The sequence below is a fragment of the Blautia intestinihominis genome (assembly GCF_040096655.1).
GTDB classification, from domain to species: Bacteria; Bacillota; Clostridia; order Lachnospirales; family Lachnospiraceae; genus Blautia_A; species Blautia_A intestinihominis.
Window position 1 is genome coordinate 1 of the sequence record NZ_JBBMEI010000206.1, and the last position, 613, is coordinate 613.

Sequence of the window (613 nt, forward strand, 5' to 3'; positions counted from 1 at the left end):
TCGCAGTATTTTTCCAGCATATCACGCTGGTTTGCGATACTGGCACTTTCGCCTTGCAGGTCATCGTCCTTTGACAGTCTGCAATAGACCGCTGCACGATAACCCCCGGCAAGTGCCGAACCGATTGTTCTGTATTCCATTTCGTTCATCATAGCCATTTACCCACACAATCCAGACGGTATCTGGCTCTTTTGAACCTCATCTTCATTATACTTCAAATCTTTCTTTTTAGCAAGATATTCTTTCGTATTTGTCTTACCGTATTTCTGGGAAATCAGGCTGACGAACACATCGGTTGCGTCCAGCTCCCCGTCAAACACCGTTGTAACATGAATCTCTGTTTTGTTTTTTGCCATAGGCAGTTATCCTCCATACATGAAAATAGCCAGACAGAGGGTGTCGGCAACGAAGTCCGGCAACGGGCTTCAAAAGACCTTGCAAACAATCTCAATCTGGCGGTGGTTACTATTTATACTTTTCTTTTATTTTTCTGTTGTTTTGGTTGTCATAGGGGAGAAAAGCCCGCAGTTATGGGTTTTTCCCCGGCAACCGGCTCGGCAACGGGATAGCAACGAAGTCGGCAACGGGCTGTCATTTTCAGAATGGAAGCTCC

Annotated in this window: 2 protein-coding genes; one reads left to right on the forward strand and one right to left on the reverse strand. The window is 45.8% G+C overall.

All coding sequences use genetic code 11. The features are described 5' to 3' along the window. Positions 1-158 precede the first annotated feature (158 nt). Positions 159-356 carry a hypothetical protein gene (locus WMO75_RS19710; RefSeq protein WP_004612761.1) on the reverse strand — a complete coding sequence of 66 codons (198 nt, stop codon included), beginning with the start codon at positions 354-356 and terminating at the stop codon, positions 159-161. Positions 357-375: 19 nt separating this feature from the next. On the opposite strand from WMO75_RS19710, the gene WMO75_RS19715 reads away from it, so the two are divergent. Next, the coding region (locus WMO75_RS19715; RefSeq protein WP_349078876.1) for a hypothetical protein at positions 376-613 on the forward strand (238 nt) is incomplete at its 3' end.